The sequence below is a fragment of the Lysinibacillus sphaericus genome (assembly GCF_001629735.1).
Lineage (GTDB): Bacteria > Bacillota > Bacilli > Bacillales_A > Planococcaceae > Lysinibacillus > Lysinibacillus pinottii.
Genome location: NZ_CP015224.1, coordinates 1,772,963 through 1,796,639, shown reverse-complemented (window position 1 = coordinate 1,796,639; position 23,677 = coordinate 1,772,963). Strand labels below are relative to the sequence as shown.

Annotated in this window: 15 protein-coding genes and 3 pseudogenes; 15 read left to right on the top strand and 3 right to left on the bottom strand. The window is 33.5% G+C overall.

Features of this window, described 5'->3' with window-relative positions:
* Positions 1 to 290: 290 nt before the first annotated feature.
* The 5 genes from A2J09_RS08760 (at position 291) to A2J09_RS08740 (ending at position 3,605) form a co-directional block, all read left to right on the top strand.
* Positions 291 to 728, top strand: a complete 438-nt coding sequence (locus A2J09_RS08760) for a carboxymuconolactone decarboxylase family protein (RefSeq protein ID WP_012294779.1) — start codon at positions 291 to 293, stop codon at positions 726 to 728.
* Between the two features lie 546 nt (positions 729 to 1,274).
* The gene (locus A2J09_RS08755) at positions 1,275 to 1,496 is read left to right on the top strand and encodes a transcriptional regulator (protein WP_031417871.1); all 222 of its coding nucleotides are present in this window, start codon (positions 1,275 to 1,277) and stop codon (positions 1,494 to 1,496) included.
* On the top strand, positions 1,493 to 2,752 hold the full coding sequence (locus tag A2J09_RS08750) for a Y-family DNA polymerase (protein WP_012294777.1): 1,260 nt from the start codon (positions 1,493 to 1,495) through the stop codon (positions 2,750 to 2,752). The genes A2J09_RS08755 and A2J09_RS08750 overlap by 4 nt, the downstream gene beginning before the upstream one ends.
* A gap of 180 nt (positions 2,753 to 2,932) precedes the next feature.
* Complete coding sequence (locus A2J09_RS08745; protein WP_012291802.1) at positions 2,933 to 3,271, top strand: YolD-like family protein; 339 nt, start codon at positions 2,933 to 2,935, stop codon at positions 3,269 to 3,271.
* Positions 3,264 to 3,605, top strand: coding sequence for a YhjD family protein (locus A2J09_RS08740; RefSeq protein WP_012291801.1), 342 nt, complete (start codon positions 3,264 to 3,266; stop codon positions 3,603 to 3,605). Before A2J09_RS08745 ends, A2J09_RS08740 begins: the two co-directional genes overlap by 8 nt.
* 201 nt (positions 3,606 to 3,806) lie before the next feature.
* Here the strand turns inward: A2J09_RS08740 and A2J09_RS23435 are convergent.
* Positions 3,807 to 4,196: pseudogene (locus A2J09_RS23435) on the bottom strand (transposase); the annotation flags it as partial.
* 610 nt (positions 4,197 to 4,806) lie between these two features.
* Between A2J09_RS23435 and A2J09_RS08730 the strand changes: the two are divergent.
* Both A2J09_RS08730 and A2J09_RS08725 read left to right on the top strand, forming a co-directional pair.
* Positions 4,807 to 5,055, top strand: coding sequence for a hypothetical protein (locus A2J09_RS08730; RefSeq protein ID WP_012291799.1), 249 nt, complete (start codon positions 4,807 to 4,809; stop codon positions 5,053 to 5,055).
* A 38-nt stretch (positions 5,056 to 5,093) separates the two neighbouring features.
* Positions 5,094 to 5,309: a hypothetical protein gene (locus tag A2J09_RS08725; protein WP_012291798.1), complete on the top strand. Its 216-nt coding sequence runs from the start codon at positions 5,094 to 5,096 to the stop codon at positions 5,307 to 5,309.
* 73 nt (positions 5,310 to 5,382) lie between these two features.
* Here A2J09_RS08725 and A2J09_RS08720 read toward each other — a convergent pair.
* Together A2J09_RS08720 and A2J09_RS08715 are read right to left on the bottom strand one after the other, a co-directional pair.
* Positions 5,383 to 6,105, bottom strand: a pseudogene (locus tag A2J09_RS08720) (lytic polysaccharide monooxygenase); the annotation flags it as partial.
* A 38-nt stretch (positions 6,106 to 6,143) separates the two neighbouring features.
* The gene (locus tag A2J09_RS08715; protein WP_012291796.1) at positions 6,144 to 6,383 is read right to left on the bottom strand and encodes a helix-turn-helix domain-containing protein; all 240 of its coding nucleotides are present in this window, start codon (positions 6,381 to 6,383) and stop codon (positions 6,144 to 6,146) included.
* Between the two features lie 871 nt (positions 6,384 to 7,254).
* Between A2J09_RS08715 and A2J09_RS08710 the strand changes: the two genes are divergently transcribed.
* The 8 genes and pseudogenes from A2J09_RS08710 (at position 7,255) to A2J09_RS22960 (ending at position 23,542) form a co-directional block, all read left to right on the top strand.
* A complete protein-coding gene (locus tag A2J09_RS08710) occupies positions 7,255 to 14,862 on the top strand; it encodes a non-ribosomal peptide synthetase (RefSeq protein ID WP_051563259.1) in 7,608 nt (2,535 codons plus the stop codon).
* 592 nt (positions 14,863 to 15,454) lie between these two features.
* On the top strand, positions 15,455 to 16,450 hold the full coding sequence (locus tag A2J09_RS08705; protein ID WP_036161900.1) for an ETX/MTX2 family pore-forming toxin: 996 nt from the start codon (positions 15,455 to 15,457) through the stop codon (positions 16,448 to 16,450).
* 594 nt (positions 16,451 to 17,044) lie between these two features.
* Positions 17,045 to 17,575, top strand: a complete 531-nt coding sequence (locus A2J09_RS08700; RefSeq protein ID WP_012291793.1) for an ABC transporter permease — start codon at positions 17,045 to 17,047, stop codon at positions 17,573 to 17,575.
* Between the two features lie 445 nt (positions 17,576 to 18,020).
* Positions 18,021 to 19,367, top strand: a complete 1,347-nt coding sequence (locus tag A2J09_RS08695; protein WP_012291792.1) for a Larvicidal toxin protein — start codon at positions 18,021 to 18,023, stop codon at positions 19,365 to 19,367.
* A 171-nt stretch (positions 19,368 to 19,538) separates the two neighbouring features.
* Positions 19,539 to 20,651 (top strand): toxin, encoded by a 1,113-nt coding sequence (locus tag A2J09_RS08690; RefSeq protein ID WP_012291791.1) that lies wholly within the window; start codon positions 19,539 to 19,541, stop codon positions 20,649 to 20,651.
* Positions 20,652 to 21,166: 515 nt separating this feature from the next.
* The gene (locus A2J09_RS08685; protein WP_012291790.1) at positions 21,167 to 21,484 is read left to right on the top strand and encodes a hypothetical protein; all 318 of its coding nucleotides are present in this window, start codon (positions 21,167 to 21,169) and stop codon (positions 21,482 to 21,484) included.
* Between the two features lie 268 nt (positions 21,485 to 21,752).
* The gene (locus A2J09_RS08680) at positions 21,753 to 22,169 is read left to right on the top strand and encodes a hypothetical protein (RefSeq protein ID WP_012291789.1); all 417 of its coding nucleotides are present in this window, start codon (positions 21,753 to 21,755) and stop codon (positions 22,167 to 22,169) included.
* Between the two features lie 308 nt (positions 22,170 to 22,477).
* A pseudogene (locus A2J09_RS22960) lies at positions 22,478 to 23,542 on the top strand (IS3 family transposase).
* Positions 23,543 to 23,677 lie beyond the last annotated feature (135 nt).

Sequence of the window (23,677 nt, the reverse complement as noted above, 5' to 3'; positions counted from 1 at the left end):
ACATGTATCTTGTATATTATCATATCTTAAAAATACTTCATCTAAATTAAATCAGTTTGACAAAAATTAAAAACAGGCTTATATTAAAGACAATAATAATCAGCGATTAAGTTAATCGGCGATTATTGTCATCCTTGATTTCTTGTGGGGAGACCGTATAGTGAGTAAATTTAATCGAAACAAGTGGTTTTCAAATTCTTCCTGCTCAAGGATGGCATGGTTGAATATGCATGAAATTTACTAAATTATCATCAAAATCAAGGAATTTAATTGAATCGGAGGAGTGTAACATGAAACAACGTATCGATTATTATGACATTGCACCTGATGCAATGAAGATAATGATGGAAATGGAGAAATACACGAAAAAGAATAGTATTGATAGAAAACTTCGTGAGCTCATTAAAATTCGTGCTTCACAAATTAATGGTTGTGCCTTCTGTATTAACATGCACACGGCTGATGCCAAAAAAATGGGGGAAACTGAACAACGTCTATACTGTATAAGTGCTTGGAGAGAGTGCACATTCTATTCAGAAGAAGAAAAGGTCGCTTTAGAATTAACTGAACACATTACTTTAGTGTCTGAAATGCGTGTACCTGATGATGTATATAAACGAGTTCGTAATTATTATACAGAGAAGGAATATGTCGATTTAGTAATTCTCATTAACCAAATCAACAGCTGGAATAGAATCTCGATTGCTATGGGCAACTTCGCCGAGTAATATAAAAAATTGCTTCTAAATGAATCTGGAGTAGGTAGAAATGTTGATAAAGCAGCATTTCTGCTTTTTTTATTTCTAATCGGAAATCATCTTAATCGAATTATCTAATGAAATGGGGGAAATCATGTTCCACGTTTGGACTGAGTAAATATGATTCCCTTTTTATTTCCAATGTAACCTCACTACGACAAACTTCTATTATATATCCACATTTCTCTGCAATTTTATTAATACTTTCACCTTAATAATCCTGTACCATCGTACAAGTTAACGTATATGTGAAAACTTGAATCTATTTATTTTTTCCTTTTTTTTGTTTCCAAAAATTTAATCTTGTCAAAAAGCAAACGTTTGTTCTAATATGTATACAAACAGATGTTCTTACATAGGATAAGTGCAGAGAAATCTATTCGTAAAATGAGATAAAGTCAGGTTCCCTGAAGCCGTTACCAGTACGCACAGTTGTAGGAATGGAAACTAAAGTTACATTAAATTAAAGTGATTAGCCAATTTTAAAAATTTTGAGAGATAGTGGAGGAAACTACGATGAGAGAGCAACTGATTAAAGCTATGCAACGCAATCAATTAGTGGACATTATGTATATAGCCAAAAATGGCTCCGTCACAAAAAGACGTGTAAGAGTCATTAAAATTGTTGGTGATTCATTGCAAGCATTCTGTTTTACGAGGCAAGCAAAGCGTTCCTTTATCATCCAAAATATTCTCGCTGTTACTCCTGTTTTCCGAAAAGAGCGTGAGGTTGTATGAACTATGAAGAAATGCCGAATAGACCTATTATGTGTATCGATATGAAGTGCTTTTATGCTAGCTGTATCGCCATGCTACATGGAATCGATATTTTAGAAACGCCTGTCGCTGTAGTAGCTAATTTCGACCAACCCGGCAGTGTAGTCCTTGCTGCATCACCATTAATGAAAGAAAAATATAAAATCAAGACTGGCAGTAGACGGTACGAAATTCCGAAGCATCCAGATATCCAATTATTTGAACCTAAAATGTCCTTTTTTATACAGATGTCCATGACCATTACTAAGCTCATTGCTAATTATGTTCCTGTGGATGCCATACATGTTTATAGTGTAGACGAAAGCTTTGTTGATTTAACGGGTACTGAAAAGCTTTGGGGATCACCTGAACAGGCAGCTCGAGAAATACAGGCTGCGATTCTGGATCAATATAATGTACCAAGTGCTGTTGGTCTGGGCCCAAATATGTTAATGGCTAAATTGGCATTGGACCTTGAAGCGAAGAAAACTGGTTTTGCTCAATGGACATATGATGATATTCCCAAAAAGCTTTGGCCAGTAAGACCCTTATCTGAAATGTGGGGAATTGGCAAACAAATGGAAGCCAACCTAAATAAGATGGGGATTCAAACAGTTGGTGGATTAGCCAATGCAGATTTGAATGACTTAGAAGAGCGATTTGGTGTTATGGGCAATCAGCTATATCACCATGCATGGGGAATCGATTTATCAAAGCTAGGGGAACCGTTAATTACTAATGGAGCATTAAGCTTTGGAAAGGGTCAAATGTTAATGAGAGATTATCATACACGAAAAGAAATATCGATAGTGCTGTTAGAAATGTGTGAAGATGTCATGAAGCGAGCGAGAGATGCAGGTTTTGTTGGGCGTACAATCAGCCTGGGTCTTTCATATAGCCGAAATGCGATGACCAAAGGGTTTCATCGATCTAAAACGATGGATACACCAACAAATGAAACACTTGTTATGTATAAAACGTGCATAGAATTGCTGGATGAGTACTTTGCGGGAGAACCAGCAAGGCAGCTAACGGTAAGGATATCCAATCTTGAGAGGGAGCATAGTATCCAGTTGGATTTATTTGATGAAAGAAAGCCCCAACGGCAGCTCATTGGACCTACGATGGATGCTATACGCAACAGGTTTGGAGCAACAGCGCTGTTACGAGCGGTTTCATTTACTGGGGCAGGGACAGCCATCAAACGTGATCGCTTAGTTGGCGGCCATTTGGCATAGGAGTGATTGGATGATAAAAGACAGAGGTAATATAAAATTTATATTAAATGTCAAGAAATTAATTTAAAGATCAGTTTTTGCAAGTCACTCTATATATTGTTGCACAAAATGTAAAAAGAAAACAAGAAATGATCTGAGTATTATAAATTTGGTGTCGTTAAGAATTTGAGGAGTGATTTGATGATACATGACCGTGGTTCAATGAAGTGGACAGTGATGATGCTTCCTGAGCATCTTGACCTCATTAGAGTATTGAGGCAAGAGCAATTTTACGATAAAAAGCGAGAATTAACTGAGTGGGAGTTAGAGGAAATAGAACATACCATACAATATGCTTTTAAAATGCAAAAACTTATAACGTTAATGCTGTGGAACGACAATAATTTACGAGACGAGACGGGGCTAGTAACAGGAACTGATACCGTCAAAAAGGAATTGCTAATAGACACGGATGTAGCTATCAAACGTATTGCATTTGATAAAATCCAAGACGCGAAAATGGTGGACTTTGATGATTAATGGAGAGGCTCGAAGTGTTTTGCATGAGTTTATAAAATTAGACATGGCAATCAGGTCATTACAACAAGACTATTCATCACTTGAAAAATTAAAAATGTCCAAAATCTACATCAATATTGTAGAAGGTTTATTAAAAAGTATAAGAAAAGACTTCCACGATAAAAGACGAGTCCTGATTAAGAAAAATATTGCTGTTGTAAAGTGGGTTAAAATTGATGAATACTTCAGCGATGTAGTCATCAAAACAGCAGGCGAAGATGCTGTTCTACGTTATGCAAATCAAGCCCTCAAAACACAGGTGGAGGAGCTAATTAATAGCCGTTTAAACAAATAAGTAAGGCTCATTTTAAGCACCTGATTTAATTTACAGATATAATTTGTAATTCATCATACTTTTCTTCTTTAGAACAAAGGACTAACATGTCAATTTTTGAGGTAATTTGCATCTATTTTAAGCGTTATTTTGCACATAGTTTAAATAAAAAGAGGTGGCGTTTGTCACCTCGCAGACTGTCGACAAAAGGAATTGAGAAGTTCATACTCGATTCCTTTTGTCATTTTTTTCTCTTTCATTATTTTTAAAAATGGTAATTCGATTCTCTAACAAAAAGTTCATAATCGCTGGTGTTTTATAGACTGCATCTGCCGCAACAGCTAATGCTTTTTTAACGTTTTGACTGACTCTTTCAACAAGGGGGTGTAATACATGGCTATCGTGCACATTTCCGGGAGTCACAATGGCACCCAAGACAAAGCCCTTTTCATCTGTCGCTGCATGAAAGGAATACGCAAACTGCTTCGTACGTTCATCGTTCAGGTAATATCCACTTTCAGGATCTGTCGAGCTTTCCTTTATTTCTTTTTCAAATTTCTCCGGGGGAAAGGGCTTTTTCTCGTGTTTCTCAAAATCAATATTTAACTCTAATTATGCTGGTTTTAATTTTTAGTAGTAACTTTATGTTATATCAAACTTCAGTATGAGCAAAGCTATTACATGAAGAAACCCAGTCAATTGTTCTAGGTTCAATGTAAGGTATATTGCCTTTGTTCATTATGCTATATCGCAATAAATTCTTGGTTAAATCAGCAATTATTTTATCGGTACTAGGATGTATTTTAATTCGTTTTCATATACTTTCTTCGTCTAGAGCCTTATGAAACGATTACTTGGATTGGTATCGTTGTAGAAGATAATATCATTCTTTTAGAGCTTTTTTAAATTTTTTCATTTGTTCGTTATATGCCGAAGATACTAAATGAAGTAAAGAGAAGTAACCTCCCTGTCGTTTTTTCTTTCTCACAAGTTGTAGAGCATTTCGTGCGAAACAACCCAATTATTCAAATAATTTGCTCTGAATTGCTAATGATTTATTATGCATTCAACAATTGGAAAAATACAGCACCAATAGGAACGCCGTGGTCACGCACCAATGTTCCAAGTAACAGATATGATGGACGTTATACAAGAGGAACGTTGTCGATTAGAAAAAAATGTGAATAGTGAAGAATTTGCTAAACGTCCTATGTAGGGTTGGATGCTAGATTGGTTAGAGAAAAGTAACGAAGAGTTGTTGAATGAAGCAATGGAAATTTATAAAGAAGAAAACAACGAACAAGATCTAGGGAATTACGTGTGTCATATTTGTTTTAAACCTAATCATTATTTTCTAACAACTTCGTCTCCTGTTGGTGATGGGTATGGACACTCAATAAATATTTGTGATTGTTGCGGAAGGAAAATAGGAGAATTAGCCGAGCAATTAAGCCAGTTGAAAGAGAAATGATTTAATCAAATTGTCGTGTAAAGGAAGGTGAAAACAGCATGGGTAAACTAACCAAAATAGAGCGTATGAGACAAGCTGCTAGTGATGCTCGTTATGCAAGGCGACATAGGGATTTGCAAATTGCAATGAATGAAATACTATTTATTTTATCAGAAGGCACTAGATACGAAAATGATGTTAAAGAGGCATTTGACATACTAGAGGAATACGAAATTGAAATACGTGCTGGTAGGATGGGGAATCGAATTTTTTGATAATTTCACTCAATAATCTTCCCTAATTTATCTCAACTTTTTTACAAACATCGCAACTTTATTTCAAAGCTACAACATTATCAGTAGAAGAGTTCCATTTTAGCTCGGCGCTAGTAGAAGTAACTTTTGTTGTATGTTAACCATTTGGTTGAGATGGGGCTTCCATATCCACATAGATACCATTATTTATCAAATTTATATCAATCACATTATAGAATGCATTTGAAGTGTCTGCGACATCCCAAACGGCTAGAATAACGTGGTAGCCATTACGGTCCGTCGGCACGTTAATGGTATGAGTTAAATTAGTCGATGCAGCAGTGCCATTATGTGCTACAGTACCAATTGGCTCAAGGTCAGCACGGGTTAAAGGTTTGTTAGGATTCCAATCACGTTTTGTAATATAATAGTGCCATTTGCTTGTTGAATGTGGCGCAGTATATTTCCATGTAAAAGTATTGGGACCTCCCGTAATTGTATTCTTATGCCAGCGATCTGCAGTTTGCTGATCAAGGATACCACCAAAAAGGCCACCTGCAGATGCAATTTTTCCATCTAGAGGTCCACTTTGCGGAAATCCTTTAGGCGCCTCTAGACTCTGAGGCTCATACATGATGCTTCCACACATTAAATTAAGTGCTCCATAATTTTGAGTACATAAGGCTGCTCGGCTAGCTGGTTTTTCAACAAATCCATGCGCATATGTATTTGGAGCTGTCGAAATCCCTATGATTCCGGCTGCTAATAGGGCAGCACTCAGTCCTTTTTTGCTTAATTTTGAGAATTTAGTGTTCATCATCCATCATCTCCTTATAGTCTTCTTAATTCTATCATTCATTTACGGTATTTCTGTACCGTACCTAATCCCACCCTAACTATACTAGCAATAGAACGTATGGAGAGACCCTTTAAATGCAGCTTTTTAATTAACTCGATTTTTTCATCAGAGATTGGTTTTCGCCCTCTAGTACTATAACTAGAACGTTCAGAATATTGTTGAATGTTCGATTTCTGATTAACTGTATTTAGTAGTACTTCATCTAAAGTTTCATATTTTTGAAAGCCATTTTCCAAATTTTTACCTCCAATTTAGCATAAGTAATAAAGTGCAGTTAATATTTATTTTGAATACCACAATATATGCTTTTTTTTTAAAAAATGACAATACTAATAATTTTTAATTTTTTTGTAAGACTAATCTAATGATGATATTAAGCTTCAATGCGTGGAGAACATGACATATCAACTATGGTTTTTCGTTAATTAAAGGAGTACTCCGACAGCGAGATACGTGTTTTTGTCAGGGGTAATTTACTTCTTTCATGATTTTTTTATGAGTACCGTAATTGTTACAGCTTTCTTTGAAAATACGAATAATTTCTTTCGCAATCTCTCTAACTTCAGTTTTTACGCACGTTCTCACTTAATTCGGCATAATAGTAATCCTATCGTAATTAACTGCGTTTAGAAAAAAACAATAACACTATAAAACAAGAATTTTACATTTATTTATTAAATTGACAATTGTTTGTTGTTTGTATATACTGTTAGCCATTAGCGTTCTATAGCTTGTGTGGTTGTATTAAAAAACACATTATATTTACACCTTGATAAGTTATGTAAGTAAAATTATTCATGGTGCACTAAACACCACAAATATTTAAAACTTGACTTGAACATTTCCGTTTGTCAGTGAGCAAACTAGAAGATTATTCGCTAAATCTGTGTTTTTTGTATATTATATTGCTCGTTTCTTAGAGACTTAGGTACGATTATATGTATTCCATACAAGCAGCCAAAGTAAAAAAAGAAGTGATTTTTTTGGTGATATGATCCTATATTCTTCTATTTTATAAATGCAAAAAACATACGATTTTAACATAATAAACATCTAAATCCCCTGAATATTTCGTGGGTAATTTTTATATTTATAAGGAGGAACAGTGTGAAGCGATTTCTAAAACTAGAAAACCCCCAGTGGATGGACGAAGCACTTTACGATGTAACAGAAAACCAGAAAGTAATGTGGTTGGCAAATCAAATGGATATAGAAGCTGGCATTTATAATGAACCCGTTTCTATACAATTAAAAGGTAACTTAAATCTTATAAGACTCCAAAAGGCATTGGAATATATTGTAGTGAAGCACGTAGCTTTACAAATGAACATTGTACCTACAAATGACGGTCTGAAGCAAATAAGGAAAGAAAAAGTTCATGTTGACTTGGATTTTTATGATTGGTCTTCCTATCCTAGCAGCATACGAAAACAAAAGTTGGACGACTCTTTAAGATCAAATCTTCACACAAGATTCGATCTAACCTCAGATAAGTTGTTTCGTTTTCAACTGTATCAATTGGGACCAAATGAATATCTCCTTTACATGTTGTTTCATCATATTATTTTTGATGGTTGGAGTTTAGGACTATTGCTATGTGACTTAGAACTGGCTTATTCATTAGATACAACCGTTGAAACAGAAAAAAATACGCATGAAATATGGATGTTTGAAAATCTTTTACATAAACATCTAAATTATATTGGAACAGTGAAGTATTTAGAATCTGGGGAATATTGGCGTACAAAGTTAGAAGGCACCTTATCGAGGAGTGCATTTCCAACAAGTAAAGCAAAATCACTTATAAAAACATATCAAGGTGGAGCTTTACGATATCCAATAAGACCAGCTTTATCTAACCTTATAGAACAATTTTCAAAGGTAAATCAAGTTAGCTCATATCGTGTATGGCTAAGTATTTATATTGTTTTATTAAATCAAATGACAAATCAGACAGACTTGTTAATTGGAATGCCAATTAACACGCGAAGCCGTGACGAAGAAGATTTAGAGGTATTTGGCTATTTTGTGAATACTGTTCCATTACGTATAGCATTTTCTCCAACCGATACTTTTTTAGAGGTAGTTCAAAAAGTTAGTTACTCTGTCAAAGAAGCTATAGAACATAGAAATTATCCATTGAATCATATTACTCAGCAATTTATAAATCAAAATGAAAATAATCCGTCTTTATACTCCACAGTATTCAATATGATAAAACTTCCAAATTTAAGAATGGAAGACTTAGAAACGGGAGTCATTACACATCACAATCGTGTAAGTATATTTGATATGGTATGGCGATTAGTTCAAAGTCAAAGTGATACTATAACCATTGAAGTTGATTATAACGCAGGTATGTATGAAGAAAACGACATACAGAATTTTATAGAGAGATTTGAACATTTACTAAAGATCCTTTTAGAAAACAGTGATATATCTATGTGCAATCTAAATTTGCTTTTACCACAGGATTATGATGTTTATCAAAATACAGTGGTTGTGAAAAACGTACCGCCTTTGACATTAGATCAACTCATTGATGAACAAGCTGATATATACCCAGATTGTATTGCTATAACGATGGGCCAACAAAATATCACTTATCAAGAATTACGGGTTTTGTCGAACAAAGTGGCGCTAACTTTATTGAACCAAGGGTTTCAAAAACAAAACCGTGTAAGTATCATCCTGAATCGTAGTATAGAGGCTGTTGTTTCCATGATTGGCGTATTAAAAGCAGGCGGTACCTATGTACCTGTAGATCCAGATTTTCCTGAAGACAGGATTCGTTTTATGTTACAAGATAGTGAATCGACTCATATTATTACAAGTCAAAAGTTCAGTTTACACAATTTTCACCAATACCAAAAAGTAATTTTATACGAAGACATGTCTAAACAGACTTTTCTTGAGCAAGTAAAACGTACACACGCAACGGAAGATGGAGCCTACATCATTTATACATCTGGTTCTACTGGGAGTCCTAAAGGTGTATTAATTCCTCATAAGGGAGTAATTCACTTAATAAAATCTATAAAGGATAAGTATCATTTTCAAAAAGATCAAGTACATATACAATTTGCTTCACTTATCTTTGATGCATCCGTCTGGGAAATATATAGTAGCTTGTTAACTGGAGGAAGGCTTCACATTCTCTCGGAAATAGAAAGAAAATCATGCAAACACTTTATCGAAGCAATTGAAAAGCAACAAGTAAACTTTTGTCTTTTACCTACGGTATTTTTCCATACTTTATCACAAGCACCAATCTATGAATTAGATAGATTGAATTCGCTTAACTATGTATTTGTTGGAGGAGAGAGCTTGCTACCGGAAACGGTACGTAAATGGCAAGAAAAAGTAGGTTTGAAAATTCCAATTGTAAATGCATATGGGCCAACAGAATCGACAGTGTGTGTCGCCACATACCCTATTATTAACAAAGTAAATGAAACACAAGCCAATATACCAATTGGGAAACCGTTATCTCATACAGAAATCTATATTTTGAACGAACAGAATCAAATTTGTCCGCCGTACGTACCTGGTGAGATTTATATTGGTGGAGATGGTCTTGCACAGCAATATGTCAATCAACCTGTTAAAACAAAAGAAGCATTTGTAACAGTTAATTTACCAACTTCATCTAATGCGAGACTATATAAAAGTGGTGATCAAGGTCGTATCACACAAGATGGGCAAGTTGAATTTTTAGGGCGTAAAGATAAACAGGTGAAGATTCGTGGATATCGTATCGAGTTAGAAGAAATAGAAGAGCAAATGCTTCAACACCCTTCTATTGAACATGCAACTGTGATAGTTTATCAGAACAAAAGTAGTGATCAGCAATTGATGGCTTTCTACATATTGCAAAAAGGGGATAATGTGAATGCGGACGATCTCCAAGCATACCTTTCGGAAAAATTACCTTATTTTATGCTACCGAGTTACATGCAAGATATCGAAAAATTTCCTTTAACACCGAGTGGTAAGATTGATTCTGACTCATTACAAAAACAAGCTGAGTCTGTATTAGAAAACCGTACCCATAGATATACCCCTCCCCATACAGATACTGAATTACAATTACAAAATATCTGGGCAGAAGTTTTACGGATGGAGTCTGAACAGATAAGTATCGATGATGATTTTTTCACGATTGGTGGACATTCTTTACTCACAGTCCAAGTCATCAATCGTATTCATGCCAGATTCCATGTACAGATAAGTTTAAAAGATTTATATATATATCGAACGATTCATACATGTGCTGAATATATAGACCAATTTAATCAGATTGATAGTGAAGACGTAATTCAACTAATTCCTGATCAAACGCATTATCCTTTATCACATGCACAAAAAAGACTTTGGTTCTTATACAAAAGGTATCCAGAAGATAGAACATACGATATTCCTATTCAGGTACAAATACAACCTGGAATACAAATCCATATTTTGAATAAAGCTTTATGCGAAATTGTAAAACGACATGAAATTTTTCGAACAGTTTTCAGGGAAAAGCAAGGGGAGCCTGGGCAACACATACAAGAAGAATTAAATGTGAAAGCTATACACGTGAATATTACCAATATTAAAAAGGGTAAACAAGCCGGATATAGATTGAAGTGTATACAGCAGATAGATTCAAAAGGGTTTGATTTAGAGAAAGGTCCGTTATTCCGATCGATACTATTCACAGAAAATGAAGATTGCTCTTGGTTATATTTGAATTTCCACCATATTGTTATGGATGAATGGAGTCTACAACTCTTTCTAAAAGAGCTATTTGAGATATATGATGAACTATTACTAAATAAAATTGTGTATCATACTAAACCTGTTGTTAGATATGTTGAATATGTAGCATGGCAATCTAAACATCTTTCGTTAGGGACATGGGAATTAGAAGAACAATATTGGAAGCAAGAATTCCAAAACAGTCACCACCCGCAATTATCACTACCATACGATCGATTGTCAAGTAATCCTTTGAATCGTGGTGCAGTACTGTCCAAAAAAATAGATCAGATACATTTGACAGGATTAAAAAAAATTGCACAACAAGAAGATGTTTCACTATTCATATTGCTATTCACTGCTTACACACAATTTTTACAGCAGATATGTGGACAAAATGATTTGGTTATAGGAACACCTGTGTCAGGAAGACAACATACAGCATTTGAAGATGTCCAAGGTTTCTTTGTTAACACAGTTGCAATTCGAATAAATACAACGGGTGCTTCTACAATGCAAGAATTGTGTGAAATCGTAAAAGAAAAATGTTTTTTAGCATTCCAACATCAAAACTACCCTTTTGATAAGGTAATTGAAGTAGTAAACCCTGAACGAAAAGAACATGATAATCCGATTTTCCAAACTATGTTTAGTTATCAACAGAATTCCTCTCAACTATTCAGTTTGCATCGATTGGATATACAACCTGTAAAACAAACAATTAGCAAATTTAACTTATCTCTTACATTTGTAGAGTCAGAAGATGGTCTAATTATGGACTTAGAATATAATACTGATTTGTTTGAAAGAACAACGATTTCACGATTTGCTGAACAATTGTGGCAAATTATTCAGATGATACAAACAGACTTTACTACATCTTTTGGTCAATTAAGTATGTTAAGTGATACAGATAAAGCTATCTACCAAAAATTGAATGATACGTGTATGGCACTGCCACCATACTCTTCTATACAGGAACGGTTTTATCAGCAAGTGTATAGAACACCCAAAACAATTGCAATTTCTACTGAGGATAGTTCTTATACCTATGAAGAGGTAAATCATTATTCTAATCAAATTGCTCATTATTTGATTGAAAAAGGAATGCAACCCAATGATGTAACTGCTATTTTCTTAGATCGAAGCTTTGAAAGTATTGTATGTATGTTAGGCGTACTCAAAGCTGGTTGTACCTATGTGCCAATTGATATTAAATATCCGTCAGATCGTGTATCGTATATCTTTAACGACAGTAAGGCAAAGCTAATTCTTACTAAAGAAGCTTTAAAAAAGAAAATACAAACGTATAATGAACAAGTGTTTTTAATTGAAGATATTTTTGCATCATCTTCCATTAAAGACATCTTAAGTAAAAATAGAGTGGATGACACAGCATATATGATTTATACATCTGGATCGACGGGGAATCCGAAAGGTACATTACTCCGACATGCTGGCGTACTCAATTTAGTGGAATGGCGTTCAAAAACATTCTGTATCACAGAGCAAGATGTGTTATCTCAATTTTACTCTCACAGTTTTGATTCCTCTGTTTCGGAAATTTTTTCTGCTTTATTAACTGGAGCAAGGCTTCATCTGTTAAATGAAGAACAACGAATCTCTTCACAAGCATATTTTGATGCAGTTGCTACTTATAACATTACGATTTCCGACGTAGCAACAGCCTTTTTTAAACAATTAGCAAATGAAGTGTCTTTCAAGCACCGTAGTCCATTACAAAGTTTACGGGTCCTAATTATGGGAGGAGAAGCTGCATCAGCAGAGGCTATCCGAAATTGGCATTCTGAAATGAGTGATACCGTACAAATTGTCAATGAATACGGACCTACAGAAACAACAGTAAGTTCTTTATATCACGTTGTTTCTACAAAAGTGGAAAGTACAGTTACTCATATTCCTATTGGTAAACCTATTGCTAATACAAAAGTCTATATCTTAAATGAAAACATGCAGTTATGTCCAATTGGGGTAATAGGAGAACTTTACATTGAAAGTATAGGAACAGCAATTGGGTATGTAAATCAACCGGAAATAACCAAACTATCATTTTTATCAAATCCATTTTCAGCAAACAATCATTCTATTTTATATAAGACAGGAGATTTAGCGCGCCTATCATTAAATGGAAATGTAGAATACATGGGTAGGCGTGATAGACAAGTAAAAATAAGAGGATATCGTATTGAACTAGGAGAAATTGAAGATGTGCTTATGCAAGAACCTCGCATTCAACAATCGGTGGTTCTACCAGATGCAGAAGGGAAAGAATTACATGCATATTACACTGTTCACAAGCAAACAGAAATTAGTATTGAAGAAGTCTATAAACATGTTTCAACTACTTTACCTGAGTATATGGTGCCAAAGGGATATGTTTGCATTCCAGAGATTCCTGTCACACAAAATGGCAAAATAGATGCTCAAAAATTAATAGGGAAATATCAAATCCAATACCAGAAAAATAAAAATCATCAAGCACCTGTTACAGAAACACAAAAGATACTAGCTAATGTTTGGGCAGAAGTACTAAACAAAAAAGACATAAACATAAAAGATGATTTTTTTTCTCTAGGTGGACACTCATTAAAAATTATGCCTACTTTGGTGAAATTAAAACCATACTTCCCTAAATTGCGTATACAGGATTTCTTTCAATATCCTACAATAGAAAAAATGGCCAAAAAAATAGAGAAAGATGCGATCCAGCTACAAAACAACATAGTAGCCACTGTGGAAATGCATAAAAATGAAAATAATACTAATCTAGATAAACATGAAAACAATAAAAATTGGGATAATCTAATACAAGTAACACAACAGAAACCTCGCTGTGTATTATTAACAGGTGGAACAGGTTTTCTGGGTGCCCATATCTTAGAGCAGTTATTATTACTTCCTGATACATTGATTTATTGCCTAGTTCGGAATCAAAAACAAGAATCATTGGAAATTAAAGTACAAGAAAAAATGAAATTTTACTTTGGTGAGTCCATTTTAGAAAAAATGAAGCATCGTGTTAAGGTAATTGAAGGAGATTTGAGTCAGGAATCTTTAGGCCTTACACCAAATATTAAAAAGGAATTGATTCAAGAAATAGATACAATTATACATTGTGGAGGAGAAGTACGTCACTATGGCGACAGAGAACATTTTATCCGAGTCAATGTCAAATCAACTCAATTCTTAATAGACATGAGTAAAGAAGCAAGGGCACGCTTTCATTATATTTCAACAATAAGTATTTCTGGACATGCCCCTCATGATAATGAGAAAATCTTGTTTTATGAAAGGGACTTTGACAAGGGACAACAGCTAGATAATGTGTATGTAGAAAGTAAATTTTTAGCAGAAAAATTAGTAAGGAAAGCTATAAAAGAAGGTGTATCAGCCACAGTGTATCGCGTAGGAAACCTAGTAGGGCATACACTTGACGGGAGATTTCAAGAAAATATAGAAGAAAATGCTTTTTATCGTTTAATAAAAGCTATCTTATTACTACAAATGGCGCCAGACATTCGTACGTGTATCGATTTAGTACCAATTGATTTTGGGAGTAAAGCAATTGTACAACTTGTATGTACAATGGAAACGGAAGGAGAAACTTTCCATATTATTAATCCTGTTCAATTGGAATGGAAACAGTTTATTGAATATGTGATACAGATGGGTCATCCTATAAAAATTGTAAATACTGAACAGTTTATGAATCTTTTTAAAGACAATACATTGTCTGAAAAACAAAAGTATGCTTTAGAATTAATAGTGCCTTTACTAGAGGAAACAGCTAAAAATTCCTTATCAATCCCAACATGTAAAGATACTCAACGCTTTTTACAAGAAGTTGGTGTATTATGTGAATTACCTAATGCCAAGTTTGTATCTAATTTGATAGATTATGGATATCGCATTGGTTTTTTCTCCATAAGCACAGAGTATACTAAGATTTAAGAGATAGTCATAATTAGTTGTATACAAGAGAAAATTAGGCAGCTAATTGGATGGCATTAGTTAGGTAATTTACGAGGGTACTGAAAAACTTTATCTAGTTCACTTTAGCGAGGTATAGGATGATTCAATCGTACTTACCTCGCATTTTAAATTTATAATTTATATATCAAATAAAGGTATTTTTATCAATTATTATAAATCGAGAGAAACTCAACTTAAGTCCATATATAACTATTTAGTATATTGTCGTGCATAACGATAATATCCTTCAGAAAGTTAACAAATGGGGCAAGCAGAAGGAAAAGTATTGACTTTAAATAGATGCGTATTTATTTGTATGTTCCAGAACATTTAGCAAATAGGAGGTGTGTGTAAATGTGAAATTTATATGGTTATAGTAGTAAGATATAAACCTTAAATTATGTATAAATATAGTTTAAGTGGCTATTTAAAAGTATTATATTCAATTTTATAGCCCTTAATATATTTAAAATACGTTATAAAGGTGTATTCTACCTTTACTTGCAAAAAAATGTGTATATAAATACTATTCTAATTATAAATAAATTTTTCTTTGGAAGGGGAAAGAGATATGCGAAGTAAAACGTTAAGAAATGCACTAATAATTGGAATGGTATTTATAACGTTAGGAGGTACAACGACTATAAATCCTAGCCAAACTTATGCAGAATCAAATAGTATGCAAGAGAAAAATATTGGTATTACAAACGTTAATCAAGTACTCGAGAAGATAGGGAGCTATTATTATCAAAGGAATTTATCCTTGACTTGGTATGAAGCACCGAATTCTATAGGAGTTAATCATGACTTCCAGTTACGAAAAAATCCTGATTCAATTTCCTCAGAAGTAGATTTATCAATTTCTGGAGAAGAAATTGAAAGCTTGTATTACGATTCAACAATCCCCAAATTTTTAGGAGAAAACATATTTGAGAATAATACAAATCAAGAACAAACCTATAATACTTCTAAATTTAGTGAAACATACACCGAATCCACATCAACTAGTGTTTCAAAAGGATTTAAGATTAATGTTGGTCGCGATTTCACAATACCATTAATATTGAACGAAGGGGGTAAAATTAACTTAGAATATAATTCGGGTAGTACAAACACCAATACTTTAAGTAAAACTTATACGTTAGAAGCGCCATCACAGCCTGTTAAAGTGCCACCTAATAAAATTTATAAAGCAGTAGTAGAATATAGCCAAAGGACTTACAAAGGGACAGTGAAATTTTATGGGAGAAACACTCACAATCCATACCCTATAAATACAATTAAAACAACAGGTTCTTATACTGGATGGATGGGAATGCAAGAAATTAAACAATTTACATTTAATGATCCTCTGTACAAACACTATGATGGACTATCAGATAGTCAAAAAAAAGAAGTTGAAAATGACGGAGTAGTGATTATTCCCTTTTTAGGTGCAACTTTTGTTGTTGTAGAGGGTAAAGGCTCTTTTGAAGGGGTATATGGAGCTAAATTAAATGTGAAAACGTATGATGTTACGGATCAAAATAAAGTTAAGTTAGTAGATTCAAGAAGTATTGATTTATAAAATTTATTATGATGCGAAAAACCCTAATATTATTACAAGATAGTAATATATTCAAGGTGTTGATGTAATTAATTGGACATTTTAAAAAACAAAGTTTAGTTGTTATATAGTCCTACCTAATTATTAAAAAGTAAGTGCGTATTTTGGTACTTATCATGATCTGAGACTGGGACAAAACTAGCTGATATTCAAGCAAAAAAAGGGAAATCGATACTGTACGATTTCCCTTTTTGCTTATTTACAAAGTTTTTCTATTTCTTTAGCTTGCTAAATTAATGACAGAATGTTTCCTAAGGATGCACTGCCATTAATATTAAGACCAGTTTGTTGTCAACCTTCGGTTTTCCTCGTACAGAAAATCAAGTGAGAAATAAATTAGCTTTCAAAAATCTCTATTCTCTTCTAACGAAAGAATAGCTATTTAGGTATGAAATAACGGTTGATATAGGATGTCCAAATACATAACTTGGAAATAAGTGTGGTTAAACGCAACATGTGAAAAGAACGAGGCTTTATAAGTTATTTTTATAAAAAAAGGAATAATTCTTTTTTTAAAAAATATATTAAATTTGGAAAGGAGGCAAGGGGAATCAGATGAATACCAATCATGATCGTTTTGAAGAACTTCATACTTCTCAGGAAGAATTATTGCATCAAAGTGCTGGTAAAGAATCGCATAAAATCCCATTTTGTTGTGTCATTTCTATTCCATATGGATTTGAAGTGATTTCAAATTATCAACCTAAAATAATGTATCATTTGGGTTGTTTGGCAACAGTAGAAGAAACATGCCGCAAAACAGTTCAAGTAGATGACTGTGGTAATGCAGAAGTGGATTTACACGTTTTAAAGGCAAAAGGATGTATCCCATTTATTGCTAATATAGTTGTAAAACCAACTTGTGAACAAAAAGGATGTTCGGCCAAACCCCATATTAAAGAAATTGCTATTAGTTGTCAAAATAGTGTGTGTGTGGATTTGATATTGAACTGTAGTGTGGACAGTTCTCAGCATATACACCTGAACTGTAATAATGTAGTAGTTTGTGACTTACAGATGACACCTATTAAGGAAGCTTGTCAACATGTGAAGATTAAAGGTAACTTTCAGTTTCTTTCTGTGTAACAATACACGAAGTAATATATGTATTTCTATAGAAATTAATCAAAAAAAGACCTAGTGAACTGCACCCTGTCAAGTAGATAGTGGAAATAATAAAAATGTATTAAGCGGCTTGTGCTCTTAATTCTAAGAAGGTGATGAAAAACTTGCACTCTAGGGCGTACCAAGCAATCAAAGGAGAAACGTTGTATCTCCGGATTAATTCGAACTACAACGTCTATTGTAGATTAAACCGTAAGAGATTATATAATTATTATAACAATACTTTAATTAATTCAATTGAAATTAAACAAACAACTTTTTCGGTATATACTATCTAACATATCGGTTTCAGTCCCATCGTTCTAAAGGTACCTTCTTTTTGGTTAACGTTATTTAATGAACTTTTTAGGTTTTAAATAATATAATGAGAAGTATTTTTTATCAATGATAAGGAGATGAAGAAAGCATGTGCGATTCAAAAGACAATTCTGGCGTTTCAGAAAAATGCGGAAAGAAATTTACTAATTACCCGCTAAATACTACTCCTACAAGCCTAAATTATAACCTTCCAGAAATATCAAAAAAATTTTATAACCTTAAGAATAAATATTCACGGAATGGTTATGGTTTATCAAAAACCGAATTTCCTTCAAGTATCGAAAATTGCCCATCTAACGAATATTCAATAATGTATGATAATAAAGATCCTCGATTCTTGATTCGGTTTTTATTAGATGATGGTAGATATATTATTGCAGATAGAGACGATGGAGAAGTTTTTGATGAAGCACCTACTTATTTGGATAATAACAATCACCCTATCATAAGTAGACATTATACCGGAGAAGAGAGACAAAAGTTTGAGCAGGTAGGTAGTGGAGATTATATTACGGGAGAGCAATTTTTTCAATTCTATACACAAAACAAAACACGTGTATTGTCAAATTGTAGGGCGCTTGACAGTAGGACAATATTACTATCTACTGCAAAAATCTTCCCAATTTACCCTCCAGCTTCTGAAACTCAACTAACAGCTTTCGTTAATAGTTCATTTTATGCTGCGGCAATTCCTCAATTACCCCAAACATCCTTACTTGAGAATATTCCTGAGCCTACTAGTCTCGATGATTCTGGAGTATTACCAAAAGATGCAGTAAGAGCAGTTAAAGGAAGTGCGCTATTACCTTGTATAATAGTACATGATCCTAATTTAAACAATTCCGATAAAATGAAATTTAATACCTACTATCTTTTAGAATATAAAGAATACTGGCATCAATTATGGTCACAAATTATACCTGCTCATCAAACTGTAAAAATACAGGAACGAACAGGAATATCTGAAGTTGTACAAAATAGCATGATTGAAGATTTAAATATGTATATTGGAGCAGATTTTGGCATGCTTTTTTATTTTAGATCTAGTGGATTTAAGGAACAAATAACAAGGGGGCTAAATAGGCCTTTATCCCAAACGACCACTCAGTTAGGAGAAAGAGTAGAAGAAATGGAGTATTATAATTCTAATGATTTGGATGTTAGATATGTGAAATACGCATTGGCTAGAGAATTCACACTAAAACGCGTTAATGGTGAAATTGTAAAAAATTGGGTTGCTGTAGATTATCGATTGGCAGGTATACAATCGTATCCTAATGCACCTATAACTAATCCACTTACGCTAACAAAACATACAATTATTCGATGTGAAAATAGTTACGATGGACACATATTTAAAACACCTTTAATCTTTAAAAATGGTGAAGTTATTGTAAAAACGAATGAAGAATTAATACCTAAAATTAACCAGTGATACTTTAACTTCAAATATTCATTACCATGTTATTTAAAATAGTAGATAGATGAAATAAATAGTATATATTAAGACAACAACTTAATTTTGACACATAAGAATAATTTTTAAATGTATAAATAGTATTTAGAGTGTTATTGCAATATATTTTTTGAAAGGGAGCTAAAAGACATGAGAAATTTGGATTTTATTGATTCTTTTATACCCACAGAAGGAAAGTACATTCGCGTTATGGATTTTTATAATAGCGAGTATCCTTTCTGTATACATGCACCCTCAGCCCCTAATGGGGATATCATGACAGAAATCTGTAGCAGAGAAAATAATCAATATTTTATTTTTTTTCCTACTGATGATGGTCGAGTAATTATTGCAAATAGGCATAATGGGTCCGTTTTTACCGGAGAAGCCACAAGTGTAGTATCAGATATCTATACTGGTAGCCCATTACAGTTTTTTAGAGAGGTCAAAAGAACTATGGCAACTTATTATTTAGCGATACAAAATCCTGAATCCGCAACAGATGTGAGAGCTCTAGAACCGCATTCCCATGAGCTGCCATCTCGCCTTTATTACACTAACAATATTGAAAATAATAGCAACATATTAATTTCTAATAAGGAACAAATATATTTAACCTTGCCTTCACTTCCAGAAAACGAGCAATACCCTAAAACTCCAGTATTAAGCGGTATCGATGATATAGGACCTAATCAATCAGAGAAATCAATAATAGGAAGTACTCTTATCCCATGTATAATGGTTTCGGATTTTATTAGTTTGGGGGAGAGAATGAAAACCACTCCATATTATTATGTAAAGCACACTCAATATTGGCAAAGCATGTGGTCCGCGCTCTTTCCACCCGGCTCTAAAGAGACAAAAACTGAGAAATCAGGTATCACTGACACTTCTCAAATAAGTATGACTGACGGGATTAATGTTTCAATCGGAGCAGATTTCGGATTAAGGTTTGGAAATAAAACGTTTGGAATTAAGGGGGGGTTCACCTATGATACAAAGACTCAAATAACTAATACCTCCCAATTGTTAATAGAAACAACTTATACTAGAGAATACACAAATACAGAAAATTTTCCTGTTAGATATACAGGCTATGTTTTAGCGTCAGAATTTACTTTACATCGTAGTGATGGAACTCAGGTTAATACGATCCCATGGGTTGCTTTAAACGATAACTATACAACAATAGCAAGATATCCACATTTTGCAAGTGAACCTTTACTAGGAAATACAAAGATTATTACAGATGATCAAAACTAAATTTAAACAATATTCTTGAACTAATAGATGTTAAATAGAACAATTAATAACAATTTAAGTACTTTTGGATTATAGTGAAGGGACCTATAAGCATAGCTTTTAGGTCCCTTTTAAGTTGCTTTTTTTCGTTTTTAGAATAGTATAGATAGGCTACACTACACTAAGTTGGACAGATAAAATAAGGGGTTGTAAACTTAGACTATTAAAAAAGGGAGAGTGCTACTATGACACGTCAACATCGAACTTTTACACTCGAATGTAAACTGTTGTTGTTTGGAAATAAAGTCGTGATGTTTATAAAAAAGATGCGATGTTTAAAATAAAGTCACGACGTTTATAAAAAAGCTGCGAAGCTTTTCCTTGCACCGTTTTGAAATCAAAAATCCTGTATTGCAGGATTTATTTTATTCAGCAATCGGGCCATATTATGGCATAACACTTAAAAAGAAGTATTTAGATATTTATGTTAAAGTTAAGATAAGATTGGGGGAAAATGTTCTATTGGGGGGATTCTTTTGAATGAATTGAAAAAAGTTGTATTTAGAACAATTGAAATCATTTCCCTATTGGCAATCGGTTTGCTTTTCACAGTTTATGTCTTAAAACCTATTTACGAGGGCTTTGGAATTAACTTTATGGGCAATGTATGGGTGAACTGGTTCGGAGTTTCTTATATTTTATTTGTCATGTACACGTTGATTGCTGCTTTATTTCTATTTAAGAAAAGTATCCTTTTCAAACAAAGACTTACATCTGTCTTTTTTTGGCTTATTTTTATCGGTGCTAATTATGTAGTTTTTATCCCTTTTATAAAAGGTGAGAACCCGTTTTAGACTTAAGCGGAAGAAAGTAGTAATTTCTTGTTTATTTAACCTAATAGAAGCTGATCGGTATTCAATAATAGGGCGCTTTTCCGTAATAAGGAAAGCGTCTTTATTCATAGAAGGGCCATTTGAATAACAACCTTTTATGATATGTTACCAAACGACGCTTTGGCTTTTTGTATTCTCAACTCTCAAAATAGTTCATTCAAACAGCAACTATATAAAATCTCTCTCAAGTGGTAATATAAGGGTATATATTGTTTGGGAGGGCGTAAAAATGAAATTAAATATGATTTTAAGTGTTATATCAATTTTTTTATTACTAACTCTAAGTGCCTGTTCACAAGATGAAAAAGAATATAATTTTTATGGAACAAGTAATAACTGGGTTGTAAAATACGACACTGAAATAAGTGAAGGCAAAGAATGGGCTGATTTTTCATTTGAATATATTGGAGAAGAAGATGCACCAGCAATCTTTGGATATAACTTAAAAAGTAAGTGGTTTGAATTAACAAGCAAAGAAGAAAGATTCAATCATCAAGATAAAAATATTAATTCTGGTAATAGTGAGTGTACAGGACCTCCAATAAACAATGAAAGTTGTGCAGTAATTATTGAAGAAGATGAACAGATGGAAGCAAAAATAGAGTGGAACGGCAAATCTGAAGTTATTTTATTGAATAGAAAATAAAGCTAAAGGTTGTGAAGTATGCTAATAACGTATACATAAATAAACTTAATAAATGTTCCCAAATGAAAGTTTGGAAACACACTTAAAAGCCACAAAATGAAGTTTAGTTATTCCATTAAAGGGCGCTTCAATGGAATAAGGAACATAGAAATGATCAAACTTTTTTATAAAAGAATGATTCAATTGAATATAGAAAAAGCGTGTTTTGATCAATCTTTTTTCAAAACACGCTTTTTCTATTTGCTATTTTAGCAAGATTTATAGAGTTAATTTAATCAAACTTTTTTTCAATGCTACAACTGTAATTAGTGAAACTTTATGAAAACGGTAAATATCGGGCGGACATTGCTAAAGAATATAATATTACATCTTCTGCTTTAGATGGATAAAGAATCATAAAGAAACAGGCTCTTTCACTGCTAAAAATAATCGAACAGAAGAAAAAATGAATTAACTGGATTACGTAAGGAAAACCAACGATTAATAATGGTGAACGATATTTTAAAGCAGGCAGCGCTGATCATGGGACGAAAATAGATGTGATTCGAAATAACGCTCACAAATATTCAGTATCAGCAATGTGTGACGTCCTTGATATTCCGAAAAGTACGTATTACTATCATGCCGATGTTTGTGGCAAACGTGCGCTAAAAACTGAAGATAATGAGATTTCCAAAGAGATTGCTCGTATTTTCAAAGAAAGCCGTAATAATTATGGTACGCGTAAAATCAAGGAAGAACTAAGTAAATTACCAGATCCAAAACACGTATCACGTCGTCGAATTGGTCGATTAATGAAAGGTCTTGGACTAGTATCAAACTATACAGTAGCACAGTATAAGGTGCATCACTCAACATGTAATGAAGCGCCGATAAAAAATGAATTATAGCGCCAATTTGAGCAAAAAGAGCCGTTGGCTGTCATCGTGAGTGATTTAACATATGTCCGTGTCGGAACAAAACGGCATTATGTATGCTTATTTGTCGTCCTTTTTAATCGTGAAATCATTGGCCGTAGTGCTGGTGCAAATAAGACAGCAGAGCTGGTTTATCAAGCACTAGTAAGTATTAGAGGTAATTTGAACGACATACAAATGTTTCATACAGACCGAGGAAAAGAGTTTGATAATAAGCTCATTTCAAAAGCCCTAGAAACATTTGGAATCCAGCGATCCCTGAGCATGAAGGGTTGCCCTTATGATAACGCCGTGGCTGAGGCGATGTTTAAGGTATTTAAAACCGAATTCGCTAACGGAGCACATTTATCTACTCTTGAACAGCTCGCTCTTGAACTTGATGATTATGTTCATTGGTTCAATAACATTCGAATTCACGGGACACTAGGCTATTTAACTCCAGTGGAATTCAAGTAACAGACCTTATAATTTTTGTCCAGTTTAGTGTTGACATACCACTTACATCTCAGCTTTTAAAGTGGGGGGCAATACCTTAAACATCAAAACAGAAACATTTGTATCGATTATACTCAGGCAGAAATACAGTAATTA

Coding starts and splice junctions, on each gene's coding strand:
- A2J09_RS08690 (WP_012291791.1), top strand. CDS start 19,539: ATGAGAAATTTGGATTTTATTGATTCTTTTATACCCACAGAAGGAAAG.
- A2J09_RS08750 (WP_012294777.1), top strand. CDS start 1,493: ATGAACTATGAAGAAATGCCGAATAGACCTATTATGTGTATCGATATG.
- A2J09_RS08760 (WP_012294779.1), top strand. CDS start 291: ATGAAACAACGTATCGATTATTATGACATTGCACCTGATGCAATGAAG.
- A2J09_RS08725 (WP_012291798.1), top strand. CDS start 5,094: ATGGGTAAACTAACCAAAATAGAGCGTATGAGACAAGCTGCTAGTGAT.
- A2J09_RS08730 (WP_012291799.1), top strand. CDS start 4,807: ATGCTAGATTGGTTAGAGAAAAGTAACGAAGAGTTGTTGAATGAAGCA.
- A2J09_RS08755 (WP_031417871.1), top strand. CDS start 1,275: ATGAGAGAGCAACTGATTAAAGCTATGCAACGCAATCAATTAGTGGAC.
- A2J09_RS08745 (WP_012291802.1), top strand. CDS start 2,933: ATGATACATGACCGTGGTTCAATGAAGTGGACAGTGATGATGCTTCCT.
- A2J09_RS08740 (WP_012291801.1), top strand. CDS start 3,264: ATGATTAATGGAGAGGCTCGAAGTGTTTTGCATGAGTTTATAAAATTA.
- A2J09_RS08695 (WP_012291792.1), top strand. CDS start 18,021: ATGTGCGATTCAAAAGACAATTCTGGCGTTTCAGAAAAATGCGGAAAG.
- A2J09_RS08680 (WP_012291789.1), top strand. CDS start 21,753: ATGAAATTAAATATGATTTTAAGTGTTATATCAATTTTTTTATTACTA.
- A2J09_RS08705 (WP_036161900.1), top strand. CDS start 15,455: ATGCGAAGTAAAACGTTAAGAAATGCACTAATAATTGGAATGGTATTT.
- A2J09_RS08700 (WP_012291793.1), top strand. CDS start 17,045: ATGAATACCAATCATGATCGTTTTGAAGAACTTCATACTTCTCAGGAA.